The sequence below is a fragment of the Dyadobacter crusticola DSM 16708 genome (genome assembly GCF_000701505.1).
Taxonomy (GTDB): Bacteria; Bacteroidota; Bacteroidia; order Cytophagales; family Spirosomataceae; genus Dyadobacter; species Dyadobacter crusticola.
The window spans coordinates 240,953-261,929 of the sequence record NZ_JNJB01000005.1 but is presented as its reverse complement, the minus strand read 5'-3'; the positions used below and the strand labels follow the sequence as shown (position 1 = coordinate 261,929).

The following is a 20,977-nucleotide window of genomic DNA, read 5'->3' as shown; positions in this document are numbered from 1 at the left end:
TATCACGAGATTAACCGAAAAAACCACCTATATGAGACGAGCCGGCGCTTGGCACACAGAAACCGGAGTTCAATTCAGAGTATGGGCGCCAGAAAAGAAGCAGATGCGCCTTCAAGTTTTTGGCCCTGACGAAGGAATTTATGATATGAGGCAGGTTGGTGAGGGGTATTTTGAACTGCATTTAGATCGGGTTGCGAACGGAACAAAGTACAAGTTTATGCCTGAAAGCGACGGTGCTTTCCCCGATCCGGCTTCCCAATTCCAGCCCGAAGGTGTGCACGGTCCTTCGGCAGTAGTAGATCATCATCATTTTCAATGGAATGACTTGGCGTGGAAAGGATTACCATTTAACGAGCTGATCATTTACGAGCTTCACATCGGAACATTTACAGTAGAAGGAACATTCAGAGCCGCGGCTGAAAAGCTGCCCGAACTTGCAGCAACCGGCATTAACGCCATTGAGCTGATGCCCGTATCCGAGTTTCCGGGGAACCGCAACTGGGGCTACGACGGCACTTATCCTTACGCTGTGCATAGTGGCTACGGCGGCCCCGACGGATTGAAGCATTTTGTTAATGCAGCGCACGAGAATGGTATTGCCGTGATCCTGGATGTAGTTTTTAACCACCTCGGTCCGGAAGGTAACTACCTGCACCAGTTTGGGCCCTATTTTACCGAATGCTACGTGACACCCTGGGGAAAGGCGATCAATATGGATGGAGAGTGGTCGGACGGTGTTCGGGATTACTTTTCTGATCTGGTCACATTCTGGTACGAAGAATACCACCTCGACGGTCTCCGGCTCGACGCGATCCACACCATCTACGACAAAGGTGCGGTACACTTCTGGGAGCTTGTAGAACAGAAGCTGAAACAAGCCAGACAACGTAATGGCCGCACTTTTCACATGATTGCCGAAAGTGACCTGAACAGTCCGAAAGTTGTGAAAAGCACCGAGTACGGCGGTTTCGGGTTTACCGCACAGTGGCTCGACGATTTTCACCATTCGTTATACGTCATGCTGGACCCGGCGGGCGCTGACCGGTACGTCGATTTTGGGAAAATAGAACAAGTGGCAAAAGCCTTTACCGATGGTTTTGTACATAGTGGTGAGTACGTGAAGTTCCGTAAGCGCAGGCACGGAGCGTCGTCAGTGGGGCTGCCCGGAGATACTTTCGTGGTGTTCAACTGCAATCATGATCAGGTTGGGAACCGGGTAGGAGGCGAGCGGCTGACTGTGCTGGTGGATTTCGAACGACAAAAACTGGCGGCTGCTGCCATAATGCTTTCGCCTTACGTGCCTATGTTGTTTATGGGCGAAGAGTATGGAGAAGACACCCCATTCTTCTACTTCGTAAGCCACACCGACCAAGGGCTGATCGAGAAAGTTGTTGAGGGCAGAAGGAGTGAATTCGCTGAGTTTGGCTGGGACCAGCAACCGCCTAATCCACAGGAGGAGGATACATTTAAAAGATCCAAAATCCAATGGGAAAAACGGGATACCGGCAAATACCGCGTAATGCGGGAGTGGCATTCCACGTTGATCAAACTGCGCCAAACGCATCCCGCGCTCCGGAACTTTGATAGAAATGACCTGCGCGTTCAGCTGCTTGGTTCGCAGGCATTCGTGCTCATCAGACTGAGCGCCGATCAGCAGGTGCAGCTTGCTTGTATTTTCAACCTTTCTGATAACACCGTCACCTGGACTTTCCCCGAAGACAAGCCCCGATGGACCGTACTCCTCGATTCGACAGACATGCAATGGGCGGAAGATGCGGATGCTGGCGCACTATCGAATAGCGCGCGTCCGCTGGTCAGCTATCGTGCTTCTGTTATCGGCGCAGGTGTTAAGGTTCTGGAAGCCGCTGATCCCATTCAGGCATGATTTTGAAATGAGGTAGACAAATCTTTGACTTAACTCTGCTTGATATGGAACAAAATGAGAATGAAACAGACAATTCATACTTCCAGGTAGCGGAAGGGGTTTGGGGACTCACTGATATTTTTGTCAATGTATATGTAGTCAGAAATGAAGCCGACAATTCGTGGGTTTTGATCGACGCAGGAATGCGGACCGCTTATCCGAAGATCAGGAAAATGGTCGCAAACCTGTTTGGCGAAAACGCCCGCCCAAGTGCTATTTTACTCACACACGGACATTTTGATCACACCGGGTCATTGAAAAAGCTGGCTGACGAATGGGATGTGCCCGTTTACGCGCACTACCTGGAACTCGCTTATCTGCAAGGTAAGTCCGCCTATCCGCCACCTGATCCTTCGGTAGGAGGTGGGCTGATGTCGTACTTCTCGGAATTTTACCCGAAGCATTCTGCCGATGTGATCGACAGGGTTGAAGCATTCCCCGGAATCGGGCACGATGTGCCAGGCTTACCAGATTGGCAGTACCTGCATACCCCCGGACATTCTCCGGGACACGTCAGCTTCTGGCGCGGGAAGGACAAGGTTCTGATAGCTGGTGATGCATTTGTCACGACTGAATCAGAATCTGCTTTCTCTGTATTAACACAGAGCAAGATCATATCGGGTCCGCCCAAGTATTTCACCTGTAACTGGCAAGAAGCTGAAAATTCAGTGGAAACGCTTGCATCGCTGCTGCCGGAGGTAGTTGCAACAGGACACGGAAAACCGATGAGCGGAAAGGAAATGCAGCAGGACTTGCTGGAACTTGCCTACTATTTCCAACAGCTCGCCGTCCCGAAGAAAGGGCGCTATGTGATGTCACCGGCTATAACCGACAGTCAGGGAGTAGTTTCTCTGCCGAAAGAAGGGTCAAATCCGATGGAAGTACTTTTTACTATCGGCGCGGCAGCCGCTGTTACTGCAATCGGGATAGCATTATATTCGAAGTATAAGAATGATCGGAGCTTCCGCGTGTAGTCGTTGAAATATCTTGACCCGCACTTTTGAAAAAAGGTGCGGGTTTTTCTTATGCCTTGTAAGTAGTAATCAGGATTTCGGAATCTTCCAGCGCTTGGATAGAATGTGCCAGGTGCGCATGGAAGGTCATCATTTGGCCGGTAGTCACGTAGAAGGTCCGGCCTTCCGCCTCCACTTTCAGCTCGCCGGAAAGCACCTGGCAAGTCAGGCATTCGTCGATTGCGTGCTCGCTCACAGCTGCACCCGCTTGCAGAATAGAGAGTACAATGGTGATTTTGTCTGATTTAAATACAGTAATAGCGTTGCGGTCATTCTTCTCCCATGACTTTTCAGACCTTAATTGTTCCAGGTACATTGGAATATCTGAAAAAACATAGGGCGCGTTCAATATCCTGTCACCCTCAGGCCGGTTCTGTGTTGATTGGTTTGACTTGATTTCCATTGTTATCGTGTTTTCTGGTACAATCCATTTGGTCTCGGGGCCGCGTAAAAGTTTATGCCACAGGCTTCGTACACAGTTCTACCGGCAGGGAAATCGAGGTCTATCTGGTACAATATTTGCTCTGTGTCATGTGCTATTTCTTAACAGCAGTATAACCTCAACCAGTTTTATGGACAAAAAAGAAGTTTATCTAGTTGACGATTCAGCTGATCATCGCTTGCTGGTACGCACTATCTTCAATGAATTTTTACCAAACTACCACGTAAGGTTTTTTCAGGGCGCCAGCGAGCTTTATCAGTTTATGATATTGCAGTCTTCGCCAGAGTATTCAGGACGTCGGCCAGGCCTGATCATTCTCGATTTGAAAATGCCAAATATTGACGGCTATGATCTATTGAGATTACTAAGAAAAACGCCTGATAATAATGTAACACGCTGGTCTACAATCCCCGTGATAATCCTCACACACAGCTCTTCGGGCGTAGACATTCAGAAATGCTATGATGCAGGCGCGAGCTCTTTCATGATCAAACCGGTGGAATTTGAAGAGCTGCGTTTTCTGATAGAAACAATCTGCCATTACTGGCTTGACTACAATTTGCTACCTCCGGCAAAAACGTCGGAAAATCGCCTGACGGAGTCTGAAAACGAAAGTTTGTGATCCGGCCGATCTGGTCAAAATGCCGCATTTGCTCCTCAATCTCTGACAACAGAGGTGGGGAGCAGCTGTTTTTTTGCCACCTCGGTACGACCACTTGCTAAGAACAAATGCCGTTCACTAAATGAAGTGTTTCAATTGCGTGAGTTCACCCTTTAATTTGACCTAAACAATTAAAAAACCAGCCGTGGAAATCACTAACAGAGAATTTGGGGCAACCATTATACTTATTTGCATGATTGCTTACTGGGGCTATTCAACAGTCAGGAAGCGGATACGGGAGGAAAGAAAGCGGAAGATACTTAAAGAAGGAGTAGAGGCGAATGCAACTGTACTGAATATCACACCAACAGGCGAGTACCTGAACAATCAACCTGAATTTCAGGTGAAGGTCAAAATAAAGCCGGAACAAGGTGAAGATTTTGTAGCAGAGATGAAAGAGGTGTTGTGCTATTCTAAATACGACGAGATCAGGCAGGGAGGTCAGGTTTTGGTGAAATACGATCCTGATTATTATGGAAGAGTGATTTTCCTGCAAGCCGCCGAATCGCTGAACTGAATGCTCTTTTAGATTATAAACTTGTATTAAAGGGCAGGCTTGGATCAAATGCGGGAAGGAAGAGAGGGGAGGTAAAAAAAGTAAGTGTGTGTATAGTTTAAAAGATTATAGTGTGTGTGTTACCCACTTCATTAAGCTGTCACAAACAAAATAGTTGCAGCACTTCTTTACAAAGTTGATGAGTAACTGGCAAGATTCAGTTAACCAACGGCTCCGGTAAGGAAAAATCATTCAACAGTTCTCACTAACCTAGCTCGCTGGTTGCTTCAATTTTCGCGATTACGGCTTCCAGATCGATACCTTTGCCCAAAACGGGCTTGAACAAATCGCCCTCGCTCCGGGCCCTTTCCACTGCATTCTTTATCGTAAAATCACGTAGTTGCAGTCCTTCTTTCACCTCATCCCAGTGCAGCGGCATCGATACGGTTGCACCCGGTTTGGGTCTCACTGAATAGGGAGCGGCCAATGTAGCTTTGGGCCTGTTTTGCAGATAATCAATATACAGCTTCCCTTTCCTGTTCTTGGTCATGCGCTCAATGCTGGTGAACTCAGGCAACTCCTGCTGGACCTGGCTGGCTACCCATTGCGCAAACATCTGGCATTGATCGTAGGTGTATTTCGCTGCTAGTGGGATGTAAATGTGTAAGCCGGTTGAGCCCGAAGTTTTACAGTAACTCTCCACCTGAATGGAATCGAGCAACTGTTTGATCGTTTGTGCTGTCAAAATCACCTGCTCAAAAGTATTGGAAGTATCCGGGTCCAGATCCAGCAGGCACCAGTCCGGATTGTCGGGTGCGGCAGTGGTACTATTCCACGGGTTCGCATCGATACAGCCCAGATTCACTGTATAAAGCAGCGCGGCTTCATTATTACAAAGCATGAAATTCTTCTTTTCGCCTTCGGATTCATAGGGGAAAGTCTCAACCCAGTCGGGCACTTTGCCGGTCACGTCTTTCTGATAAAAGCTTTTTCCATTGATCCCGTTCGGAAACCGGTTCAGGGAAAGCGGGCGATTTTCAAGATAGGGGATGATGAACGGCGCTATCTGATAGTAGTAGTTGATCAGGTCGCGTTTTGTAAAGTTTTCCTCCGGGAAGAAAATCTTGCCCAGGTTCGAAAACTTGATCTCGTGCCCATTCACTTTCCTTACCTGTGTTTCATCTTTCGGGTTCAAAAGGGTTTTCCTGCCCGCCTTGGCAGGCGCTTTGATCACCTCCGGAGCTTCGGATTTCTCTTGTTCGGGTTTTTCCTTTTCTGCTACAATGGTCTCAGTAGGTTGTTGTACCTCTCTTACCACATCTTTGGCCGCTTTGTCCTCCCGCATTCCCTCAAATGAAGGATGCCTGAACACGCCGTCGGAAGTAATTTCCGCAAAGCTCACTTCACAGACCAGCTCGGGTTTCAGCCAGGTCGCATCCGCTTTCGGCGGGTTGGGCCTGAACCGCGACGGTTTGTTGTAGTCGGGAGTACTTTCGAATGGACTGTCTTTGATGATCAGCGGTTTGAACATGGCCAGCATTTCTCGTTGCTGCTTGTCTTTAAAGCCCGTCCCGACTTTGCCTACATATTGCAAAACCCCATTCTCGTAAGCTCCCAACAGCAGCGAGCTGAAAGGTTTGGAGGTGCCGGCATTCTGCGTATAGCCCGCTACGATCACCTCTTGTCGCTTGTTAATCTTGATTTTCAGCCAGTCTTTGGTCCTCACACCCGGGGCATAGGTGCTATCCGATTTCTTGGCAATAATACCTTCCAATCCCATTCCCTTGGCAGCCTCAAAGAACGCAGCTCCCTCGGCTGCAATGCTGTAACCGAGCTTAGCGGGACTATCTTCGGTGATGATGTTTTGTAAAATGGCCTTTCTGTCCGTCAGCGGCAGGTTAGTAAGGTCCTTTCCGTCCAGCCAGAGAATGTCAAAAACATAGTACACGAGCTGACCATCGGCTTCGCTGCGCCAGTTTTGCAAAGCATTGAAATCTGACTGTCCATTGTCTTTGATCACGACGATTTCTCCGTCCAGTACCGCATTCAGCTCCCACGATTTGAGTGCGTCGTACACGGGATAAAATTTCTCATTAAAAGACTTTTTATTTCTTGACTTGATCTCCACTTCACCTTTATTGAGGTAAGCGACTGCGCGGTACCCGTCCCATTTCACTTCATACTCCCAGCCGGGATCGTCAAAAGGCTCGTCTACAAGCGTCGCGAGCATCGGTATCAGTGTTTCAGGAAACGGCGCTTTCGGTGCATTTTTCAGGATGTCAGCGGTTTTTTTTTTCGGCTCCGCTTTGGTCGGTTCGGAAGCTTGCTCCTCTAAAACCTCATTGGCGGCTGTGGTATTTTTGGGAGGCTTTGCGGCCTTTTTCTTCTTATTATCTTTTGCATCTTCACCATAAACTTCATGGTTTGGATTCTCTTCTATTCCTTTCAAGGTCTTCTTCGAAATCACAGAGCGGTCTTTTTTCGTGATATCTTCCTCGCTGGCAAATTTGTCGCGGTGTTTGATCAGCAGCCAGGAGTTCTCTTCCATGTGGGTTTTTACCAATGCAAATTCCCCATTGAGCTTTTTACCTTTCAGCCTGATTTTCAGTGAGCCCGATTTCAACTCTTTCAAAAGCATCTTTTCCATATCCTCTTTCGATTCCGCTTTTTCAAGTGGCTCGTAAGTCCCGAAATCCCAAACCATAACGGTACCTGCGCCATAGTTACCCTCGGGAATAATGCCTTCAAAGTCTTTGTAATCGTAAGGGTGGTCTTCCACCATCATCGCCAGCCGCTTTACCGACGGGTCCGTAGAGGGACCTTTTGGGACTGCCCAGCTTTTCAGGACACCGTCCATTTCGAGTCTGAAATCATAATGCAGCCGCGAGGCGTCGTGTTTCTGGATTACAAAAATGAGTTCGTCCGACTTGGCTTTGCCGCCTTTCGGCTCAGGTGTTTTGTCAAACTTTCTTTTCTCATTGTACTTTGATAAGCTCATGATTATTCAGGTTTTTAGGTTAAAGCATTCAGGAAAGCTCATTCACAAAAGTTTGAAGCATGGCCGCATTTTTCAGCGCGTGACCATTGACATCATTATTAAAGAATGCCCAAATATTGTGCCCCTTGCTTTTCCATTCCACCAGCTTCTGCGCGTAATCCCGTAACATGCTCTCGGGATAGGAAGAGCTGTATAGTTGCCGTGGGCCGTGAAAGCGGAGAAAAACATCTCTGGCAGTAAGTTCTTCATAGTAGGGGTAGCGATCGGATTGGGCAATAACAAGAGTAACCTTATATCGGCGCATTAATCGCACACTTTCCTCCGAAAACCACGACTCGTGCCGCACTTCCATTGCGAACCGGTAATCGCCATACTCTTGCTCCAAAAGTTCGTAAAAATGGCTAGCCACTTCTTCATCGAACCTGACGGCGGCGGGAAGCTGGATCAGGATAGGTCCAAGCCGGGCTTTGTAAGTTTCGAAAATCTGGAAAAAGCGTTGCAGAGGCTCCTCAGGATCATGTAGTTTTTTGAGATGGCTGAGGTACCGGTTCATTTTTGGACAAAACAAAAAACCTTCCGGAACTGCATCAACCCACTTTTTAACTGTGCTTTTTAGCGGTAGCCTGTAAAAGCTGCTGTTGAGTTCTGAAACACTGAAGTGTTTTGCGTAAAAAGACAGATACTGATCCGGCTTGACTTCCGGCGGATAAAAGATGTTTGCCCAGTGCTTATAGCTCCAACCGGACGTGCCTATATGAATGTTCGTTTCGTGCTGCATCTCTTTCACTATCAACAGCGGAGTTATCGCAATAATCATACCTTCTATTCACGCGGAGCAGGAATAATTTTTGCGTGCTTTGACACTGAGATTTACTTATAAACATGGAACTATGAGCGTGATAGACATTCTTGGTGAGCAGGAGGAAACATTGGGAACTGCTGAGGATCTGCGGGAGGAAATCGTACTGGAATCTTTGCAGCCCGAACTTTCCGGCAGTCTGGTGAAGATTGAATTTGAAACATCCATTGGTTTGTGTAAAGGATATTATCATGTGAGTGAGCTCGGCCACGAAGAAATCAACCTGGAAGAAGAATCACTTGCCTTACTTCAAAAGCTCTTTCCTGGCTGCAATGGCGCATTCGTGCATCAGAATAACCGGGATTGGGTGGAACTGAGCATTATGGAGGCGATGCAGGGTATCCCAGAATATAAGATATACAACCGCATTGTGACGCCAGGTGCAGCCTGAGTCTAAACTGATCTATTTTACCGGCGTTTTCAGCAGGTTCAGCCTGAATTTTTTCTGTGGAATCCTGATTAATATCGTACTTAGGGTCTGACAAATACCACAACGCTTCCTTTTTATGAAAAATATCAGTGTTCAGGATCTGCTGGCTATTCCGGTTTTTGCAGAAGTTCCTGAGGATCAGCTGCAATGGATGATTGACAATAGCAATCATTATGAGATGCAGGAAGGTGAGTTCCTCGGCAAACCAGAGGAACCGCTCATCGGCACGCACGTTCTTTTTTCCGGCCGGATCGAACTGTACCGCATTCAAAACAACTCCAAACATACCATTTCAGAATTGCTCCCCGGTACTGTGACGGGCATTCTGCCTTTTTCCCGGGGCAAGGTGGGCGTTGCATTTGCGCAATGCCTGGAACCTACTCAAATTATGACCTTTCCCAAGGAGCTGCTGCACGAGCTCATTGTCAATAATTACGAGCTTACGCAGGCACTCGTCGTGGTGATGACTTCGCGGGTCCGTGAGTTTACCGAGCTCGAACAGCAGAATGAGAAAATGATGGCGTTGGGGAAATTGTCGGCAGGACTGGCGCATGAACTGAACAATCCTGCGGCTGCGATCGTGCGCGGCTCTGTTTCATTGAAGAACCATTTGCTGATGCAGCCCGGCGATTTCAAGAAGCTGATCTCCATTCATTTGTCTCCCGAAGAGGTGGATGTCATCAACAACAAGATGGTCGCAATACTGGGCAATACGAACCGGCCTGTACTCAGTATGATGAAAAGGTCGGAGAAGGAAGATGAAATCCTGGGTTGGCTCGAAGACAACAATATAGTGGGCTGCGAGGATATTGCCGAGAATCTTGTAGAGTTCGGGATCAGTGAGGAAGACTTGGAAGATTTAAAAAGCAAGATCAATAAAGACGATTTTTCGCCGATTTTGCTGTGGATCAATAACAGTCTGACAACGGAGAGAATGGTAGCCGACATTCAGGAAGCTTCCAAGCGCATTGCGGACCTGGTAGGTTCTGTAAAAACCTTCACACACATGGACCGTGGCGGCGAGCGGGAGGTGATTGATATACATACCGGTATCCGAAATACGGTTACTATGCTCAACTACAAGCTCAAAAAGGGAAATATCAAAGTCATTGAGGACTTCAACACGGACCTGCCGAAGATCAAAGCAATGGTAGGTGAGCTGAACCAGGTCTGGACCAATCTTATAGACAATGCAATTGACGCACTGGAAGGACAGCCTGAACCTGAGCTCCGCATTGTCACAAGTCTGGATAAGGAGTTTATTAAAGTAGGTATCTGCGACAATGGGCCGGGAATACCTAAAGAGATCCGTTCCAAGATCTTCGATCCGTTTTTTACCACCAAATCTGTCGGAAAAGGTACCGGTCTCGGGTTGGATGTGGTAATGCGCATTGTGAAGCAGCACCACGGCTCCGTCACACTGCATTCCGAACCAGGGAAAACCGAGTTTCTGGTTTGTTTCCCGATTAATGGATAATTTAGTTTCTGCATTCATAAACAACATTTCACTATGGGTTTGCCCATTATATTTTCAATTGACGACGACCCTCAGGTTTTAAGGGCTATCAGCCGCGATCTTAAATCCCATTACCGGGACAAGTACAAGGTACTCAGCACCACATCCGTAGCCGAAGCAATGGAGAGCTTGCTGGAATTGCAGAACAAGGGAGAAGAGGTGGCGATCTTTATCTCGGATCAGCGCATGCCTGAAATGCAGGGTGTTGATTTTCTTGAAAAGGCCAAAGTCCTTTTTCCATTTGCCAAAAAAGTGTTGCTGACTGCGTACTCTGATACGGAAGCTGCGATCAAGGCAATCAATGATGTGCAGCTCGACTACTACCTGATGAAACCCTGGGATCCGCCGGAGGAAAAACTTTATCCGGCAGTCGACGAGCTGCTGAGAGACTGGCAAGCCAACTATCGCCCAGATTTCAAAGGAATCAAGGTGCTGGGATACCAATTCTCGCCTAAATCGCATGAGCTCAAAGATTTTCTTGCAGGTAACCTGGTACCTTATACCTGGCTGGATGCCGAGTCGAATGAACTTGGGAAGCAGATCAGGACTACCAACAACCTTTGCCCGGTAGATTTTCCAGCGATCATATTCGAAGACGGGAGCTTGCTGAAAACGCCTTCGCTGATGGAAGTAGCAGAGCGCATTGGTCTGAATGGAAAAACCAAGCAGCAGATTTATGATGTAATTATCATTGGTGCAGGTCCGGCGGGGCTTGCTGCCTCTGTATACGGCGCTTCGGAAGGTTTAAGTACTTTATTGATCGAGCGCAAAGCGCCTGGCGGACAGGCTGGTACAAGTTCGCGCATTGAAAATTACCTCGGCTTTCCAATGGGCCTCAGCGGCGCTGAACTTACGCGGCGCGCGGTGACCCAGGCGACGCGTTTCGGGACTGAAATGCTTTCTCCGCAGTCTGTGAAAGAGATTAAGCTGAAAGACAAATACAAAACGATTGTCCTGGGCGACGGCAGCGAGATCAATGCAAAAGCGGTCGTGATTACCACGGGCGTAGATTACCGCAAGCTGGAAACGCAGGGAATTGAGGAATTTACAGGAAAAGGCATTTACTACGGCGCAGCGAGTACGGAAGCAACTTCCTGTGGCAACAAGGATGTATATGTGCTCGGTGGCGGCAATTCTGCGGGGCAGGCAGCGATGTATTTGTCCAAATTTGCAAGAAATGTGTTCATCATCGTCCGCAAAACCGACCTTACGTCCTCTATGTCATCCTACCTGATCGACCAGATCAGAGGTACGGAAAACATCAGCGTGCTGGGCTGTACCGAGATTGTGGAAGCCACGGGAAGTGATCGGCTGGAATCGCTCAGATTGGTGGATCTGAACACAAATGAGCAGCGTACTGCGCCGGCTGATGCACTTTTTATCTTTATTGGAGCAAGGCCGTACACGGATTGGGTCGGTCTGGAAATCATCAAAAACAGCAAAGGATTCATTGAAACGGGCCGCGAAATGAAGAGTTACAGCAACTTCAAACAGATATGGAAAGCAGACCGCGACCCTTATCTGCTGGAAACCAGCTCGCCGGGGATCTTTGCTGCGGGCGACGTGCGTGCCGGCGCGATGAACCGCGTTACTTCGGCAGTAGGTGAAGGATCAATGTCAATCAGTTTTGTTCATCAATATTTAAGTGAAGTATAATGGACCAGGTTTGTAAACATATCAGTGAAATAGCGGAGTTAAAAACGCCCGCCGAGCACGTTTGCGAAGAATGCGTGAAAGTGGACGGACGCTGGCTGCATTTGCGTACCTGCCAGACCTGCGGAGTTACACTTTGCTGCGACAGCTCACCAGCTACGCACATGACAAAGCATTTCAATGCGACCGGCCACCCGGTGGTTATCTCGGCAGAGCCGGGTGAAAACTGGTTATGGTGCTACGAAGACGAAGCTTTTGTAAGATATACCTGAGATCAGGAACAGATTTGATTTTCGTAAGTTTGGGTTATGCAAAAAGCAACGTCGCTCGAAAGTTTCTACAATGAAACTTCTCAGCTTATTCCCGCTCAGATTCAGAAGGAAATTGGTCACTTCAATGTGTTCCAGATCGCGGATCTATACCGCGGCGGAAAGCACCAGCAAATGCCTTATAACCGCCGCGCCTACTATAAGATCAGCTTGATCCTTGGTAAGAACAGAGCGGAGTATGCGGATAAAGTGATTGATATTGAGCAGAATGCATTGCTTTTTGCAACCCCACAGATCCCTTATCACTATATCCCGCTTGATGATCAGCAAGCGGGTATGTTCTGTATTTTTTCGGAGGATTTTCTGACGCAGGATAATAGTGGTGTCCGGTTGAAAGAGCTTCCCGTTTTTAAACCGGGTGGAAACCCGATCTTCTTTCTGAGCGAACCTCAAATAGAAGAAGTAAAGCTCATTTTCTCCAAAATGTTCCGCGAGATGAGCTCTGATTATACTTATAAGTATGATCTGCTGCGGAACTATGTCATTGAGCTGATCCATTTTGGTCAAAAGCTGCAACCTGCCTCATCACTATTTACCGAGACAAACGCATACAGGCGGGTATCTTCCTTGTTTATGGAGCTGTTGGAAAGGCAATTTCCTATCGAGCCTCCCCACCAGAAACTCGCATTCCGCTCTGCAAAGGACTTCGCCGATCAACTGTCAATCCATGTTAATTATCTCAATAAGGTATTAAAGGAAATCACCGGAAAAACCACGACTGAGCTGATTACGGAGCGTATCATCAGAGAATCCAAGATCTTGTTGAAGCACACAGATTGGAATGTATCCGAGATCGCGTACAGTCTGGGATTTGAGGAAACATCTCATTTTAACAACCTTTTCAAGAAACATACGACATTGAATCCACGTGCATTTCGAAGTGAGATTTGAATTTTGCAAGTTTTGATTTGATCCTGGCAAATTTCGCGGCGGGTACGCTTTTACTTTTGTTTCATCAATTTAAACAAAAGAAAAAGATGAAATCAGATAGCAAAATAGCACTTGTTACCGGCGCCGGCCGCGGTCTTGGGAAGAATATGGCATTGTCACTTGCAGCGAAAGGGAATGATGTGATTGTCATTTATAACAGCAGCGAAAAAGAGGCTTTGGATGTAGTTTCAGAAATCGAAGGATTGGGTCAGAAAGCAGTAGCTCTTCAACTGAATACAGCAGATACCAAGAGTTTTGACAGTTTTTTCGAGACTTTATCAGGTGTATTAAGCGAGAAATGGGGCCGTCCAACTTTCGATTTCCTGATCAATAATGCGGGTATCGACAGGTATTCTCCGTTTGCTGAAACCACCGAGCAGGATTTTGACGATCTTCTAAATGTACACTTTAAGGGGGTTTACTTTCTTACGCAAAAGGCGCTGCCATTTATCGCAGATCAGGGCCGGATCGTCAATCTCTCTACCGGACTCGCCCGCTTCACCAATCCCGGCTACGCCGCCTACGCATCCATGAAAGGTGCGATAGAAGTGCTGACTAAGTACCTCGCAAAGGAACTCGGCGCACGGGGTATCACAGCAAATACAGTTGCTCCGGGTATCATTCACACCGATTTTACGAAACGCGCCTTTGAGTCGCATCCTGGCTTGGAGGCTCACATGAACAGTATTACCGCGCTGGGTCGGGTAGGGCAGCCGGATGATATTGGCGGGGTAGTGGCATTCCTGTGTTCCGATGAATCGCGCTGGGTGAACGGCCAACGTATAGAGGTATCAGGCGGAATGAACTTGTAAGATTTGCTAAGTAGTTTTTGATTGTAGTAGTCGGAATTCAATTGTACTACAAAGTTGAGGCGGCCTTGATCCGGTGAATAACCAGGTTGAGGCCGTTTGTACGTTGAAAAAATCAAAGGGTCCTGAGTGGGGGTATTATCGGTGAGTTTTTCAGATTAATACACCCATGTATGAACAGAACTTTACATTTTCCATCCAAACAGGGTGGCTCTGTCCCGATTACCCTATTCCGGCTCTTTCTGTTTTTTGTGCTTTTAACCCGGGGAGAAAGCACGGTGTTTGCGCAGGATGAAGCGGTCAAGCCGCCTTCTTATCCGAAAGTAAATTACGATCCATTGCAACCACCGCCTCCGAATAAGTTTGGTGTGCTTTATAATTCGCAGAATTTTCAGGTACAGGTACCCACAACGTATTACGGCATGCAAAGTGTGTGGTTGAAGGCGTATTTACCTTTCATTGAAAGTGAGTATGATCCGTTGCAAGCTCCGCTGCCATTCGGGGCACATTATACTACCGCATTGGCGCTTTGCTCTCCCCGGGATCCGTCTCTTAGTTTGTGGGCTCCTATTGAAATTACAGCTATCGAAGACGGTGACTTCGAAACAGCTATTGAATCGCCATTTGCCTCTGTATTGGCAAAGATTCCGCCGCAATTGGTGCATACCGGTTCATTTAGTTTATTGTCAAATCTAAATGAAGAGGGGAATCCTTTAACACCAAACCCGATTTTGTCGACTTATGGAACCAGCGCATTGCATATCGCACAGCGCTTTACCCAGTTCACGCACACTTTCCTAGGGCATGATGGGCTTGATAAGTCGGGGCAATTGCCAATCAAAATCGCTTTAAGAAAAAGTGCTTTACCGGAGATTGTTGGAGGGAGGTTTGTTTTTAACGCAGAAACAGCTGGCGGGATATCCCGTGTGTCAAAATCGACTCTTGCTTATTCGCTGGCGAATGGCCTTATTATTGCGCACCTCCCCTCTGCGTTGAATAGTGGCAGCGAAGCAGTCAGCTTGACTAGTGTTTTCAGTCAGGTAGTCGATCTGGCATTTGTAAATTGGGAGAATTCCACCAAAAAGTTTATTAATCCTAGCTGGGTTCTAGGCGAAGATGTGTTGCCTTCGGGTTATGCAACTTTTATTCCTTTTGATAATCCGAAGCAACATAATGTGCCAAGTACTTATAAAGGCACATACTGGGTGGATGGTGCTGATCTTATGGCACTGAATTCATCGGTCGGCAAGTACCTTTTTTACCTGCTAAATAATGCAAAAGTTGGCTATCCCGACGATGATACCTCGAAGGAGCTCTTCGTTACAGAACCCCTCATTCCGGGTGACAAACACGCGACTTATGAATTAGCATTGAAGCTTTTTTACGACGCACTGGTGCCTGGCTTGAACGCAAGTACCACCTATCCGGACTTTCGGAAAATGCTTCTAAGCGCAGCAGTTTCAAATGGGCATCCCGTTGGCTCGCCGGTTTACAAGAGGATCATGATAGCGTGTTATGCTGTTGGAATTGGGGCGTTACCATTTACCAGTAATCCTGATTGCGCGATTACCAAGGAAGCGGAGAGCTGGTTTAATGGTCCGGTAAGCTTCCATGCTCAGGAAGTTACTCTGACAGAAGATCCGGCTAGTGCACGTGCGTTTCAGTTAATCGATTGTACCAGCGAAAGCCGCATAGAGACCGTCGAGTTTGATCCGCTGAATCCACTTGGCCAGTCGCCGTTCATCAACATCACTCCGCTGCAAAGCAACCTATATGGCAAAGATCAAAATTTGTTGAAATCGAAAGTGGGAGTTAGCGTACATGCATTCTCTGGCGTGGCCAGGGATTGGTTCCGATCTAACTTTCAACATTCGGGAATGGACGGCGAGGGAAAGGTTAGCCTGATTAATACAGTAGGTGATCCGTCAGGTACCATAGCAGAGCTTTGGCATTCGGATAAGGATGCTTATTTATTTTATCCGTATCAACCTGAGTCTGCCTGCAAAGATGAAGTGTTTAGGACCTATGCATTAACAATACAATTGTGCAGAGACTTTCCCGTAGCTGTTAATTTAGACTACAGTGAAGATGCTAGAATATGGAAGTCAGGACTTGCTAACATTTTCGCGCTGGAAATGAAGAAAGATCAGGAGCGAGCTAAGCAAAATCCAAATGCAGAGAGTATCTGGACACTTTTTGAAGAAATAAGTCCCTCTACTCCAATGACCGACTTCTCTCAACCGAAGCTTTATGGTCAACCCGCGGTTTATCACGGAGCGAATTGGAGTGCAACAAGCGCGAGGCACAATGCAGGTTTTATCCAATTCTTTTACTACTTACTTGTGCACGGAACAGAAGGGGTAAATGGATATACAAATGATGAACCAGGCAGCTTGACCTACTTCGTGAACAAAATGCCCAGAGAACTTGCTCTGCGTGTGCTCTGGGACGCGTCGAGGTCAATATCTTACAATGCAGGCATTGAGGAATTCCGGCAAGCGACTATGACGGCTTTGCACGCCGATCCTCAATACGGTCCCAAATCAAAGGAACATATAACACTCTTTGATGCATGGGCGACGGTTCTGGAATTGCCGGATTACGCTTCTACTTTGGCGCATTCACCAGAAGATGATGCGGTGGTGTATCCCTGGCCTGTAAAAGTTGGGGTGGAAGTTGAATATCCGATGTATGAGAGCTACCGCCTTTTCGAAGTAAGTGAAAGTGCTACATTTAACGAGAGCGAAGCTCCTGTTTATCGTTTCGTCAGCAATCAAGCGCCAGAGTTGATGACTGGTATGACTTACGGGCAAATTAACCTAAAACCAGGTCGAAAATACACGGTTCACTCCCATTTGGTAGACGGGCCGGGTGCGAGGCAACATTGTGCAGGCACAGATGATCCTGCTTTTTGCGAATCGCTGTTGAACAAGAAAAAGTGGACTCTGCCTTTTTCAATCACGACGCAAGACGTACCGGCAGTTACGGTGTCGCAGCCGTTACAGGCTGCCGTCGTCCCAGCATGGAGTACGCAATTCACCTTTGGAAGTACACCTGGGGCTGCTGGTTATGACATCCATGTTATGGATGATGTAAGTCCCGTAACAGGGCATCTCATTCCCGTTGACGTACCGTACGATGAAGACAAGTTTGTCGTAAATACCGAACTCGCACTTTCGAAGCAGAAAGGTTACACTTATAAAATAGCTGCCAGGCAAAAGCTCGGCTCCGAGTGGGCGGTACATGTTTTACCAAACGGGACGATCGTCAATTTTACAGATGAGGAAAAAAAGAATTTCCCAACCATTTACGGAGCATGGAGCAATTTGATATGGTTCAAAACAGATGTGCCAACGATTAAATTAAACGCCCCGAGCAACTATTCCAAGGTTCCGCTTTTTGGCGAGGACGTTCGGTTGATGGCTACTAAGCTCAGTCCCAATAGTGCAGACTACTATCAATTATATGTGAAAGATCCACTCTACCAGGCTCTTGCACAGGATACGTCTGCAGTGTTCACTGATTTTACGCTTCACATTCCAGATTTGTTGGAACTCAACAATGACAAAGAGTATACATGGGCCATCATCCCTACGAAAAAGCCAACAGCTCCTTTTATTTTAAAGGAGGAAGAAGGTGCCGTATCCGAGTGGTTCCACTTCACTACCGAAGCCGAACTTGCGCCAAAACCGGACATTGGGGGCGTTGCGTGTGTCAATGCAGGAAAAGAGGTGCAATTATCCTGGAAGCCCATCCCGGGAGTGGAGGCGTATCAGTATAGTATCTACGATCCATTATTTCAAAATTTTATTGTCATGGATAGGGTGGAGGGAGATACAAAATCTCCTGTCATATACAATGCTTCCGTATATCCAGGTCCATACCTTCGCAGTGTCCGGGGAGCTGTGAAGAATTCCGACGGTGTATGGTTACTTGGACCTGCAGCATCGGCGTTTTACTTTATTGTTCCCCCAAGTCCGTCAAACCTAAGCCCCAACAATGTTAATGGGGTGCAGCTTGGGAGCAATAATTCTGTCCAACTTACGTGGACTCGGCCACCAGGCGTTACGAATGTCAGACTATTCGCGAAAATAGAGGGCGGGGCTACACTGATTGACACCGAAGTACTTGGAAACACTTTTACCCTCGAAAACTTACCCTTTGATGAGGATGTGAGCTGGTTTGTTTCTTCGATAGGAACAGATAAGTCCTGCGAATCTAAAGAGGTTGGCGCAACGTTTCATACCGAGGGGGCGCCGATAGTTCCCGAGCTGAACTTTAATTTCAGCCTCTTGTGTTTCGATAGCTTCGGCTTACCAGGACCTGTGGCTGATTACAACCTTGTGATTCGCGATCCAAATGGGAATGTGATATTTAGTAAGATGGGGTTGAAGTCTCACTTTTCCAATCCAAAAGGTGTTCTCCCAGTAGCAAATGGTATTTATAAGGTCGATGCATTGATTACCAAAGCTGATCCGATTTACCTAAAAACGCCAGCTTCTGAGGGATCTGTTAATCTTCAGATGCAGCTCTGGGATATAGGTACTGGCAATCAAGAATTGGACTCCGATTTTCAGGGTGGTTTTTTCGAGCCCGTCACAAACCTTCAATTTCACTTCCTGTTCGAAGTCAACCTGGCGGATCACACCATTCATCACCGTTCCGCTGCGGAGCCGGGGGCCAAAATAGCTTTGCGGGTTTACGGTTTCGAAGTCAAATACCCAGAAGTTCAAATGACGGTTTTCCCCAACCCTGCCAGCAGTGAGGTAGAGCTTATGCCGGGGCTCTACAAGAAAGGCCTGCAACATCCCTTAGAGATATTTGACCAGCAAGGCAGGGCTGTTCTTAACGTAAACTGGGAGGGAGAGAAGGTCGATATCTCCAACCTAACTGAAGGCACTTATATTGTCAGAGTGAGACGTGGTGAACTGACGTTCACTCAAAAACTAATTGTAAATAAATAAGCCATTACTAAATTCTGGAAGTGAAAAGAACCTAGCTGCTTGATTTTAAGCAGCTAGGTGTCTAAAACCCTTGCGCCGGCACGGTCTCGCATTGCTATTAGACCGAATAATTGCGATATTTGCGGACATTAATAGCTTAAAATAGCCGGCATGTCAATTAGAGGACCGATCATTTCTATCGAAGACGACGCTGACGATCAATTTTTGATTCAAAGCGTAATCGAGGAATTGAACCTTCCAAATCAGCTTATCTTTTTCGGGAATGGCCTGGAAGCACTTTTATATTTGGAAACAACTCAGGAGCAGCCGTTCCTTATCATTTGCGATATCAATATGCCCGTCATGAACGGCCTGGAATTAAGGAGCCGCATTGATGAAAATGAATTTTTGAGAAGAAAGTCGATTCCATTCGTTTTCCTGAGTACCGCCGACAATCCTCTGGTAATTGAAGCTGCGTACGATTCCACAATCCAAGGCTTTTTTAAGAAAGAAGACAGCTTCACAGATCTCAAAAATCGCCTCAAGATTATCTATGATTACTGGCAATGCTGCCTTCACCCTAATAAACACGCCTGAGTAAGTCTTTCAGGCGCTGTAACATGAAGAAGATACTCATCATTGATGATGAAGAAAAGTTAAGAGGGCTAACCGGGCGGATCGTCAGACTGGAAGGTTTCGAGGTTTTAGAAGCGGGAGACCTGAAAACAGGATTGAAGTGGCTGGATCAGTCAGACATTGATGTGTTACTTTGTGACGTAAAGCTGCCAGACGGAAATGGCGTAGAGTTTATCAAAACAGTTAAAGAGACCTACCCGCTTGTCGAGGTAATCCTGCTGACTGCATACGGGAATATCCCCGATGGCGTGCAGGCTATCAAAAACGGTGCATTCGATTACATCACCAAAGGCGACGATAATAACAAAATTATCCCACTCGTCCACCGCGCAATTGAGAAGGCCGAGCTGAGCAGGCGCGTTCATCAGCTCGAAAAGCAGGTTGGCGAGAAATATTCATTCGACTCGATGATAGGCAAGTCGGAAAACCTGCTGCAAAGTATTGCATTGGCCAGGAAAGTGGCTCCAACGGATACTACTGTACTGCTTTTAGGCGAGACCGGGACAGGTAAAGAGGTTTTTGCACAATCCATTCACCAGGCGAGTAGCCGGTCGAAGAAACCGTTTGTTGCTGTTAATTGCTCTGCATTCGGGAAAGAGCTTCTTGAAAGTGAGATGTTCGGGTACAAAGCTGGTGCATTTACAAGTGCAGTTCGCGATAAGAAAGGGCTCTTTGAAGAAGCACATAACGGTACCATTTTCCTGGACGAAATCGGTGAGCTTGCATTGGAACTCCAGGCCAAATTGCTGCGCGTGCTGGAATCGCATGAATTCATCAAAATAGGAGATACGCAGCCTACCAAGGTGAATGTGCGCGTAATCGCGGCTACGAACCGTGATCTCACCAGGGAAATCGAATCAGGTAATTTCAGAAGCGATCTGTATTACCGGCTATCTGTTTTTCAAATCAACATTCCTGCGCTCAGGGAAAGAAAAGGCGATATTGAAGCGCTGGCAAAGGGTTTTGCAAGTACCTATGCATTGAAAGCAAATAAAAAGGTGACGTCACTTTCGGCGGATTTCATCGCTGCCCTGCAAAGAAGCCGCTGGAACGGGAACATACGTGAGCTTAAAAACATCATTGAACGCAGCGTCATTCTCACCGACGAACCTGTTTTAGGAATAGAAACACTCCCCGCGGATTTGCTGCAGGAAAGTATCGGTCATTCCGGTAACCTGTCTGCATTTTCACTGGCGAGCGCTGAGAAGCTTCATGTTCAGAAAGTCTTGAACTACACAAAAGGCAATAAAGCAGAAGCAGCACGCCTGTTAGAGATCGGTATCGCTACATTGTACCGGAAAATCGAAGAATATAAGCTTTGATCAACCCTATCATCCT

16 protein-coding genes are annotated in these 20,977 nt (G+C 47.2%); 13 read left to right on the top strand and 3 right to left on the bottom strand.

Annotated features, from left to right (window positions below):
* Positions 1–31 precede the first annotated feature (31 nt).
* On the top strand, positions 32–1,885 hold the full coding sequence (gene treZ, locus Q369_RS0107330; RefSeq protein WP_051663956.1) for a malto-oligosyltrehalose trehalohydrolase: 1,854 nt from the start codon (positions 32–34) through the stop codon (positions 1,883–1,885).
* A gap of 44 nt (positions 1,886–1,929) precedes the next feature.
* Positions 1,930–2,898, top strand: a complete 969-nt coding sequence (locus Q369_RS0107325; protein ID WP_031527153.1) for an MBL fold metallo-hydrolase — start codon at positions 1,930–1,932, stop codon at positions 2,896–2,898.
* 49 nt (positions 2,899–2,947) lie between these two features.
* Here Q369_RS0107325 and Q369_RS0107320 read toward each other — a convergent pair whose 3' ends face one another.
* Complete coding sequence (locus Q369_RS0107320) at positions 2,948–3,340, bottom strand: AraC family ligand binding domain-containing protein (protein WP_031527152.1); 393 nt, start codon at positions 3,338–3,340, stop codon at positions 2,948–2,950.
* A gap of 169 nt (positions 3,341–3,509) precedes the next feature.
* Between Q369_RS0107320 and Q369_RS28275 the strand changes: the two genes are divergently transcribed.
* The gene (locus Q369_RS28275; RefSeq protein WP_051663955.1) at positions 3,510–4,001 is read left to right on the top strand and encodes a response regulator; all 492 of its coding nucleotides are present in this window, start codon (positions 3,510–3,512) and stop codon (positions 3,999–4,001) included.
* 184 nt (positions 4,002–4,185) lie between these two features.
* Entirely contained in the window at positions 4,186–4,557 is a 372-nt protein-coding gene (locus Q369_RS0107310) for a hypothetical protein (protein WP_031527150.1), read from the top strand.
* A gap of 244 nt (positions 4,558–4,801) precedes the next feature.
* Here the strand turns inward: Q369_RS0107310 and ligD are convergent, their stop codons facing one another.
* Both ligD and Q369_RS0107300 read right to left on the bottom strand, forming a co-directional pair.
* The gene (ligD, locus tag Q369_RS0107305; RefSeq protein WP_031527149.1) at positions 4,802–7,534 is read right to left on the bottom strand and encodes a DNA ligase D; all 2,733 of its coding nucleotides are present in this window, start codon (positions 7,532–7,534) and stop codon (positions 4,802–4,804) included.
* Positions 7,535–7,562: 28 nt separating this feature from the next.
* Entirely contained in the window at positions 7,563–8,351 is a 789-nt protein-coding gene (locus tag Q369_RS0107300; RefSeq protein ID WP_229206761.1) for a DUF72 domain-containing protein, read from the bottom strand.
* Between the two features lie 73 nt (positions 8,352–8,424).
* Between Q369_RS0107300 and Q369_RS0107295 the strand changes: the two genes are divergently transcribed.
* From Q369_RS0107295 to Q369_RS0107255, 9 genes are all read left to right on the top strand, one after another.
* Complete coding sequence (locus Q369_RS0107295; RefSeq protein ID WP_031527147.1) at positions 8,425–8,784, top strand: hypothetical protein; 360 nt, start codon at positions 8,425–8,427, stop codon at positions 8,782–8,784.
* 115 nt (positions 8,785–8,899) lie between these two features.
* Positions 8,900–10,300 carry a sensor histidine kinase gene (locus Q369_RS0107290; protein WP_031527146.1) on the top strand — a complete coding sequence of 467 codons (1,401 nt, stop codon included), beginning with the start codon at positions 8,900–8,902 and terminating at the stop codon, positions 10,298–10,300.
* A 33-nt stretch (positions 10,301–10,333) separates the two neighbouring features.
* Complete coding sequence (locus Q369_RS0107285; RefSeq protein ID WP_031527145.1) at positions 10,334–11,995, top strand: NAD(P)/FAD-dependent oxidoreductase; 1,662 nt, start codon at positions 10,334–10,336, stop codon at positions 11,993–11,995.
* Positions 11,995–12,264 carry a UBP-type zinc finger domain-containing protein gene (locus Q369_RS0107280; RefSeq protein WP_031527144.1) on the top strand — a complete coding sequence of 90 codons (270 nt, stop codon included), beginning with the start codon at positions 11,995–11,997 and terminating at the stop codon, positions 12,262–12,264. Before Q369_RS0107285 ends, Q369_RS0107280 begins: the two co-directional genes overlap by 1 nt.
* A 36-nt stretch (positions 12,265–12,300) precedes the next feature.
* On the top strand, positions 12,301–13,212 hold the full coding sequence (locus tag Q369_RS0107275) for a helix-turn-helix domain-containing protein (protein ID WP_031527143.1): 912 nt from the start codon (positions 12,301–12,303) through the stop codon (positions 13,210–13,212).
* Positions 13,213–13,298: 86 nt separating this feature from the next.
* On the top strand, positions 13,299–14,063 hold the full coding sequence (locus Q369_RS0107270) for an SDR family NAD(P)-dependent oxidoreductase (protein ID WP_031527142.1): 765 nt from the start codon (positions 13,299–13,301) through the stop codon (positions 14,061–14,063).
* Between the two features lie 170 nt (positions 14,064–14,233).
* On the top strand, positions 14,234–19,024 hold the full coding sequence (locus Q369_RS0107265; protein WP_031527141.1) for a M4 family metallopeptidase: 4,791 nt from the start codon (positions 14,234–14,236) through the stop codon (positions 19,022–19,024).
* A 150-nt stretch (positions 19,025–19,174) separates the two neighbouring features.
* Entirely contained in the window at positions 19,175–19,600 is a 426-nt protein-coding gene (locus tag Q369_RS0107260; RefSeq protein WP_031527140.1) for a response regulator, read from the top strand.
* A 23-nt stretch (positions 19,601–19,623) separates the two neighbouring features.
* A complete protein-coding gene (locus Q369_RS0107255) occupies positions 19,624–20,961 on the top strand; it encodes a sigma-54-dependent transcriptional regulator (RefSeq protein ID WP_031527139.1) in 1,338 nt (445 codons plus the stop codon).
* Positions 20,962–20,977: the final 16 nt, after the last annotated feature.

Bases quoted from the DNA above. Each gene is read 5' to 3' on its own strand.
- treZ (WP_051663956.1), top strand. From the start codon at position 32: ATGAGACGAGCCGGCGCTTGGCACACAGAAACCGGAGTTCAATTCAGA.
- Q369_RS0107325 (WP_031527153.1), top strand. From the start codon at position 1,930: ATGGAACAAAATGAGAATGAAACAGACAATTCATACTTCCAGGTAGCG.
- Q369_RS0107320 (WP_031527152.1), bottom strand. From the start codon at position 3,340: ATGGAAATCAAGTCAAACCAATCAACACAGAACCGGCCTGAGGGTGAC.
- Q369_RS28275 (WP_051663955.1), top strand. From the start codon at position 3,510: ATGGACAAAAAAGAAGTTTATCTAGTTGACGATTCAGCTGATCATCGC.
- ligD (WP_031527149.1), bottom strand. From the start codon at position 7,534: ATGAGCTTATCAAAGTACAATGAGAAAAGAAAGTTTGACAAAACACCT.
- Q369_RS0107300 (WP_229206761.1), bottom strand. From the start codon at position 8,351: ATGATTATTGCGATAACTCCGCTGTTGATAGTGAAAGAGATGCAGCAC.
- Q369_RS0107295 (WP_031527147.1), top strand. From the start codon at position 8,425: ATGAGCGTGATAGACATTCTTGGTGAGCAGGAGGAAACATTGGGAACT.
- Q369_RS0107290 (WP_031527146.1), top strand. From the start codon at position 8,900: ATGAAAAATATCAGTGTTCAGGATCTGCTGGCTATTCCGGTTTTTGCA.
- Q369_RS0107285 (WP_031527145.1), top strand. From the start codon at position 10,334: ATGGGTTTGCCCATTATATTTTCAATTGACGACGACCCTCAGGTTTTA.
- Q369_RS0107280 (WP_031527144.1), top strand. From the start codon at position 11,995: ATGGACCAGGTTTGTAAACATATCAGTGAAATAGCGGAGTTAAAAACG.
- Q369_RS0107275 (WP_031527143.1), top strand. From the start codon at position 12,301: ATGCAAAAAGCAACGTCGCTCGAAAGTTTCTACAATGAAACTTCTCAG.
- Q369_RS0107270 (WP_031527142.1), top strand. From the start codon at position 13,299: ATGAAATCAGATAGCAAAATAGCACTTGTTACCGGCGCCGGCCGCGGT.
- Q369_RS0107265 (WP_031527141.1), top strand. From the start codon at position 14,234: ATGAACAGAACTTTACATTTTCCATCCAAACAGGGTGGCTCTGTCCCG.
- Q369_RS0107260 (WP_031527140.1), top strand. From the start codon at position 19,175: ATGTCAATTAGAGGACCGATCATTTCTATCGAAGACGACGCTGACGAT.
- Q369_RS0107255 (WP_031527139.1), top strand. From the start codon at position 19,624: ATGAAGAAGATACTCATCATTGATGATGAAGAAAAGTTAAGAGGGCTA.